6 protein-coding genes and 1 pseudogene are annotated in these 6,934 nt (G+C 53.7%); all 7 read right to left on the minus strand.

Going from position 1 to position 6,934, the window contains the following annotated elements:
• Positions 1-654, minus strand: a 654-nt coding sequence (locus tag Q7U71_06550; protein ID MDO9391415.1) for a class II fructose-bisphosphate aldolase, incomplete at its 3' end; no start/stop codon positions are given.
• Positions 655-696: 42 nt separating this feature from the next.
• Positions 697-2,028, minus strand: coding sequence for a hypothetical protein (locus Q7U71_06555; GenBank protein MDO9391416.1), 1,332 nt, complete (start codon positions 2,026-2,028; stop codon positions 697-699).
• 279 nt (positions 2,029-2,307) lie between these two features.
• Entirely contained in the window at positions 2,308-2,760 is a 453-nt protein-coding gene (tnpA, locus tag Q7U71_06560; GenBank protein ID MDO9391417.1) for an IS200/IS605 family transposase, read from the minus strand.
• Between the two features lie 125 nt (positions 2,761-2,885).
• Entirely contained in the window at positions 2,886-3,224 is a 339-nt protein-coding gene (locus Q7U71_06565) for a cyclic nucleotide-binding domain-containing protein (GenBank protein ID MDO9391418.1), read from the minus strand.
• Between the two features lie 93 nt (positions 3,225-3,317).
• A pseudogene (locus Q7U71_06570) lies at positions 3,318-4,967 on the minus strand (diphosphate--fructose-6-phosphate 1-phosphotransferase).
• 227 nt (positions 4,968-5,194) lie between these two features.
• Positions 5,195-5,932, minus strand: a complete 738-nt coding sequence (locus Q7U71_06575; protein MDO9391419.1) for a ComF family protein — start codon at positions 5,930-5,932, stop codon at positions 5,195-5,197.
• A 359-nt stretch (positions 5,933-6,291) separates the two neighbouring features.
• On the minus strand, positions 6,292-6,934 hold a 643-nt coding region (locus Q7U71_06580; protein ID MDO9391420.1), incomplete at its 5' end, for a hypothetical protein.

Consider the following 6,934-nt stretch of genomic DNA (forward strand, 5'->3'; position numbering starts at 1 on the left):
GTCTTTGGGGACAGATGAGGCCCCGTGCAGCACTATGGGATAGTTGGGAAGAAGTTTCTGGATCCTCTCCAACCGGGCGAAGTCCAGGGTGGGCTCGCCCTTGAACTTGTAGGCCCCGTGCGAGGTCCCGATGGATATGGCCAGGGAATCGCATCCGGTCAGTTCCACGAACCGCTTGGCCTCGTCGGGGTCGGTGTAAACGGATTCCTTGGCGCCGGGCTCGTCCGAGGTCGAGGTCAACTTGCCCAGCTCGGCCTCAACGGGAACATTTCGGGCATGGGCGTATTCCACCACCTGCTTGGTGATGTGGACATTCTCCTCGAAGCCGAAATGCGAGGCGTCTATCATCACCGATGAGAAGCCGTCGTCCACGCAGGCCTTGCACAGCTCAAAGCTGTCGCCGTGGTCCAGGTGTAAAGCGATGGGCAGGTCGGGATAGGTCTCCACCGCGGCTTTCACCAGATGAGTGAGGTACTCCCGGCGGGCGTACTTGCGGGCCCCGGAGGACACCTGCAGGATCAGGGGGGATCTCTCCTCGTGCCCGGCGTCGGCGATGGCCTGGAGCAGCTCCATGTTGTTGACGTTGAAGGCCCCGACGGCATAGCCGCCTTCATAGGCCTTTTTGAACATCTCGCGGGTTCCGACTAATGGCATATTATCCTCCTGATGGTGGTTTTGGATTATATTCTTTTAACCCTACTCTAACTTGATCCCGATATCATCCTGAGCTTCATTGACCGTGCTTCTGGTTATGCCCTCTGAAAGGACAAAGTTCTTCCCGCCGTCATCTGCCAGATTAAGACCTACGCTGTAAAGCCAAACCGTCTTGTCTTGATTGACAACATACCTTAACGGAAGTCCGTTGGCAATGTCGTTATTCTCCGGACTGTCTTTGACTGTTTGGAGTAGCTTGGCAGGATATTTGCCGTTTTTCAGGCGGTAGTTCCTCAGCAGTAAAGCATCCTTAATGACCCTTAAGCCCATTCTTAGCTCATACTCACTTTTAAAGAACGCCGTGTTATTTGGCATGGCTATAGTTACAAATATGTCTCCCTTGGCCACTTTTTTTATATGTTCCTCGTTTTGCTTTAATGCCGGTTTTATGTTAGACCAATATTTTTCCGGACAGACCTTTGTTTCATCAGCAAATTTTTGTTGCAAACTGGAAAAGTTAATCATACTTCGTTTTAGCGAGAAAAAGTGATTCCAGCAAAGTAGAGAATACGCAGGCTGCCGTATAAATTGTACCATAGGTTCTTCGTCTATCCGGCCAATAGAACCACCTTCGATTAAATGACCATGAGTGTCAATTGTCATATATGTTGTTAGTGCTTCCATACTAATTGAAGCATGCATCTCCGGCCATTCTTTCTCAGCCTTTTCTATGGCTTCTTGCAAAAGAATGATTGACCCAGTGTCAAACCGGTCGATATCGTTGACGATGATCCTTTTAACGTATTTGCCGGCCACTATACCAACCATCCGGGCTATCACCGTTTCGGAGCCGCCCGAAATGTCCATGGCCGTCTTCAGGGCTTTGGAATATGTGAGCACCCCCTGCTGTGTCCGGCCCGCAGAAATCTCTGCCCTGCCCTTGATCAGGGCCAGCTTCAGAATCTTTTGCAGGGAAATGTATTTCGGTATCGGGGCGGTGTAGCCTTTCTCGTATTCGAACGGGGTGCGGCAGTACCGGCTGCAGGCCCCTGAGTCCCAGAGTGAAATTTCCTTTTTATATTCGGTTAGGAACCGGTTTGCTTCTTTTGGATCGAAGGTCTTGCCAAAGACCAGGCTGTCCAGCTTCCCTGTTTTAAGGCTGTCCAGGGTCTCGGAGGCTTTAAGGTAATAGTCCCAGGCGTTGGCCTCGATGACCGCAAAATCATAACCACTCTGAAACTCAGCTATCTTGGCTTTTTGGATCCTTTCCAAAGCTCGCTGGCGCCCGGCCTGCCATTGAGAGGAAGCCGTCAGGTCGCCTATCCATCCTATCAGGACTGCCAGCACCACCAGACATACCAGGATCAGGCACATCCACCCGATCACTTTAAGTGTCCAGCCCAGCCATTTCGGTAATTTGCGCATGGTTCTATCCTTTATCCTGGAATCATCCCTCGCCCTATATTCGTTACAAAAGAATGGCTGGCAAGGATTACTTGGTTCTCTTACCAACGTCAGTTTTAACCATTCCCTATTACCCTATGACGTTGGTTTGAATTTTCACGCTGAAAGCGTGCAGGAGTATAGCCGGTGGCTTCAGCCTCCGGTATCCGTAGTATCAACCATCAAGCGCCCTGAAGGGGCGCAGGAGACCTAGTCCCAGATGTAACGCTCGTCATATTTGACCCCATGCGTCTGCAACAAGACCAAGTATTCCTCTTTAAAATCTTTTATCCGGTGATGCTCTTCCTGGTTTTCAATATAACGTGAGACAGTTTCAACCATTGATTCGCTTACCGTAAACGCTCCATAGCCTCTTTGCCATTCAAAATGAGCCTTTAGGCTTCCGCCTTCGTTCACCCATTTTGAGGAATTTCCCTTGATGCAGCGAAGGGCCTCGGAAACCGATAGCGTTGGCGGCAATGCTGCAAGAATATGAACATGGTCCTTTGTCCCGCCAATTTTAAGAGCTGTCCCTTTTTCCCCGCGAATAATGCCCCCAATATACGGGTATAATGTTTCACGCAATGTCGGAGTAACGGTGTTCTGCCGGTTTTTGGTGGAGAACACAATGTGGTAAACAAGATGCGTCAATGTGCTGCCCATACAACCTCTTTTTCCCCCGCCCCCTCAGGGCGGATATACTATTTGCCCTAGAACCTGTGGCTGAAGCCACTGGCTATGAACCTTCGCTCCTTCAGAGCGGAAATACTATTACTCGGCAAAGGAGCTTAGTTCCCCTTCTCCTTCAGCTCCGCCAGCCGGGCCTGGCTCAGCGCCGACAGCTGCTTCTCCAGCTCCTTGTGCTCGGCCAGAAATTCCTTGAAATCATAATTATTGATGAATATCAGGTCCCCATCGGTCTTGGCTGCCACCGTGGCGGTGCGGGGCACATCGGCCAGCAGGGCGATCTCCCCGAAGGGGTCGCCTTTCTTAAGCGTGGCGACAATTGACGAATCATCCCCGCCCAGCACTTCCAGCTCGCCCTCCATCACCACGTAAAAGCACTGCCCGATCTCGCCCCTGCGGATCACCACCTGCCCGGGCCTCACCTCCAGATGCTGGACCATGCCCAGCAGCCGGGTCAGCGAGTCCGGGGACAGCCGGCTGAAGAAATCGCTGGTCTTTAAGGCGCCCACCGTGGACAATGCGTCCAGGATGTCCTGGCCCTGCTCCAGCACCAGGGTCAAAGTGGTCCGGTCACAGACCTCCTCCGGGCCGAAATACTGGATCGGTCCGGGGTACAGGTAGTCGGTTGACATCATCCATTTGTCGCGCTGCTGGGCGAAGACCTTGAACGGCTTGCCCTCCAGCTCCACCAGGGCCTTTTTGATCACCGGCACATCCTTGCCCTGGCGCCGCTCCACCGTCATCATTCCGGCCAAAGGCTGGCCGCCCGGCACCCATTCGGTGGACGGCTTCATCAGGTTCCTGACCGTGGCGATGTACCCCGTCTTCTCCGCCGCCAAAAGCGCCCCGGTGGTGTAGCCCAGGCTGTAGGCGTAATCGGCGTCGAAGTTGGACGGCGCGGCGCAGCGGCCCTCGTAGCCGAAGAAATGGTTCTGGGCCGCGTATTTGCCATTGTACTTCCCTTCGGCCTTCCATTCCCGCAACAGGTCGCCCACCATGTCTATCAGCAGCTTCTCTGTCTCTATCTTGGAGACCTGGACGTTGCCGTGGGGATCCCGGTCCACCAGCAGCTCCCACTGCAGTTCGTCCGGCAGCTGGCCGTAGGCCTGGGCCGAGGCCGGAGACAACTTGCTGTTGAGGAACTGGTGCTTGTCCTTGGTGGTGGGCAGGGAATTGAAGTAGTCGTGATGGGCGGAAAGGATCTCATTGAGCTCGGTGATCAGAATTTTGATCTCGGGGATGAATTCGATCAGGCCTTCCGGAACCACCACCACCCCGAAATTCATCTTCTCTTCGGACCGGGCCTTGATCAGGCTGGCGATCTGCTCCACTATCTGCTTCAGGCTGTAGGCTTTGGCCGCCACTTCCTCGGAGATGACGGTCAGGTTGGGATGGCACTGCAGGGCGCATTCCAGGGCAATGTGCGAGGCCGAGCGGCCCATCACCCGCACGAAGTGCCAGTATTTCTGGGCCGAGTTGCAGTCCCGCAGAATATTCCCCAGCAGTTCGGTGTAGACCTTGGTGGCGGTGTCAAAGCCGAATGATATCTCTATCTGTTCGTTCTTCAGGTCGCCGTCTATGGTCTTGGGGCAGCCCACCACGTTGATCTCGGCCTCGTTCTGCAGAAAGTATTCGGCCAGCATGCAGGCGTTGGTGTTGGAGTCGTCTCCGCCCACTATCACCAGCCCGGTTACCCCTAAGTCCCGGCAGTTTTGGGCCACTTTTACGAACTGCTCCTGCTTGTCCAGCTTGGTGCGCCCGGTGCGGATCAGGTCAAAGCCCCCGGTGTTGCGGTATTCATCGATCAGATCGGAGGTCAGCAATTGGTACTTGTTGTCCACCAGACCGCTGCTGCCGCCGGTAAAACCATACAACCGGCTTTGGGGATTGATGGCGGTCAGGGAATCGAACAGCCCGGCCAGCACGTTGTGTCCGCCCGGGGCCTGGCCCCCGGAGAAGATCACCCCCACGTTAAGGGGCTTGTATTGGCGCTTTTGGTCCGGCTCGAACACCACCGGCTTAAAGGCTGAAGTTTTGGGAAAAGCCCCGTCAATGATCTCGTGTTTGGGCTCCGGCTCGCCTGTTTCAATTGCCCTCACCCGGGGACCGTTCTTGACAAAGATCGCAGGAAGCTTGGGCCGGTAACCGGCCCGGTGTTTTTGTAAAACGGAGATTTCGGACATGGGTTCTCCTGTGTGTTTTTATGGAAGAAATGACGATTTTAACAGCCTTTTAGTTTAACACTACCAAGGTGTTATGTCAATAAAAATCGGCAGTGATTTTGTATGACTCCCCGGGGAATTATAATCCGCAGATTTTCACAGATTATCACAGATTTTCCCCTGTTGAATCAAACAATTAGGAGGAAAGTAATTGTTATAATCTGCGTTAATCTGTGGATAAAAGGCTCTTAATCTAAGGGGGCAGCGGCCGCGGTCAGGGCCAGCACTTTGGAAGCCCCAGCCTCCAACAGTTTTCCGGCGCAGGACCCGATGGTGGCCCCGGTGGTCAGCACGTCGTCTATCAGGATGATTGTTTTGCCCCGGACCAGTTCCGGCTTTTTGACGGAAAAGATGTCCTTGACATTCTCCAGCCGCTGCTGCTTGTTGAGCTTGGTCTGGGTCTGGGTGTGCCTGGCCCGGGCGATGATGTTTTCGGGACAGGGCTTGTTCCATGTTTTTCCCAAAGCCTGGGCCAGAAGCTGGGCCTGGTTGTAGCCCCGCTCCCTCTTGCGGGCCGGGTGCAAAGGAACTGAAAGGATCAGGTCAGAAGATTTATAATGGTCTGCTCCGGACAACGACTGTTCCATGTATTCTGAGAGCTTCTTGACCACCGAACGCCGGTCCGAGTATTTCAGCAGGTGAATGGCATCGGCCAGCGGCGTCTTAAAAGGCCCGATGGCCCTGATGTCGGCGCAGGCCCAGTCCGGGATCCGGCACTTGGGACAAAGCATCGGCATCTCATGGGAGGGCTGCGCCGGTAATTGAGCCCCGCAGCGCTGGCAGCAGTCCGGCCTCCATTTTACCAGGGAATCCCAGCAGGCCTCGCAGATCAATCCGCTTTCTGGCTGCAGGATCTTCTGGTGGCAGGAAGCGCAGAATGGCGGAAAGATGAAATTCAGCAGGCTATGGAGTAATGATTTCAACATAACTTTTTCAAGATCATTTACCGCAAAGACGCTAAGGACGCAAAGCTTATTAATGAGGACGGTTAATAGATTGCATTTATCACGCATGATGTTGACAACAATGTATCATTGCGGCTTCTTGTCATACCTGCGAAAGCAGGTATCCAGAAAGATTATGCTGGATTCCCGCCTGCGCGGGAATGACAAACGAACGCAATCAAACGATATGGTATGCAATCACTATCCCGCTCTGGTTAATTTATACATACCTTGGCGATCTTGGCGCCTTAGCGGTTTAGAAAAAAGTCCTTGGAGAGGTTAAAAACAAAGGGAAAGCAAGAATATTTCTCGCCTTCCCTTCGCATTGTTTTCAGCCGGTGTTAAAAGTTGAATTTCAAAGCCAGCCTGGTGGAAAACTTCTTCCGGGTCAGGAAGCTTAGATCCTCCTGCTTCTCGTAGGTGATCTGGTAGGTCAGATACATCCAGATCTTCCAGTAGGCCTGGTAGCCTACATCGGCGGTCAGCAGCATATTCTCCTTTTTGGCGAACAGGTCGGACAGGCTCTGGATCTTCTTCTGGTCGTAGTAGGCCCGGATGTCGCCCTTGGGGATCAGGTCCGGCGCGCTGGCCTCTATGTGCAGGACCCCGGTGCTGTCGGCTCCCCGGGTCTTGTAGCCGCTGCCCATCACTCTGACCTTGCCCAGCACATTGCCCGAGATCTCGCCGTAGGTGCCGTTCCTGGCCTCGGTCACGCCGGTCAGCATCAGTTTTTTGGGCACCCCGAAAGTGGTGGTGACGCTGCCCGAGGTCATGGAATACAATTGGTAGCGGTCGATCTCATAGAACCTGTCAAAATACTGGGGAATGAAGTTCTTGCCCAAAAAGCGCTGTTCCAGTTTGGCTCCCAGGGTGACCATATTGCCGGGGAAGGAGACCAGGGCCGAGATCCCCACCGCGTTGCCGTGGCCGTAATCCTTGATCTGCCCGAAATCGTAATAGATCCGGCTTCCCAGGATGGCGGTA

The sequence above is a fragment of the bacterium genome, assembly GCA_030655055.1.
GTDB lineage: Bacteria > Edwardsbacteria > AC1 > AC1 > EtOH8 > UBA5202.

Bases quoted from the DNA above. Each gene is read 5' to 3' on its own strand.
- Q7U71_06555 (MDO9391416.1), bottom strand. From the start codon at position 2,028: ATGTGCCTGATCCTGGTATGTCTGGTGGTGCTGGCAGTCCTGATAGGA.
- Q7U71_06565 (MDO9391418.1), bottom strand. From the start codon at position 3,224: ATGGTCCAGCATCTGGAGGTGAGGCCCGGGCAGGTGGTGATCCGCAGG.
- tnpA (MDO9391417.1), bottom strand. From the start codon at position 2,760: ATGGGCAGCACATTGACGCATCTTGTTTACCACATTGTGTTCTCCACC.
- Q7U71_06575 (MDO9391419.1), bottom strand. From the start codon at position 5,932: ATGTTGAAATCATTACTCCATAGCCTGCTGAATTTCATCTTTCCGCCA.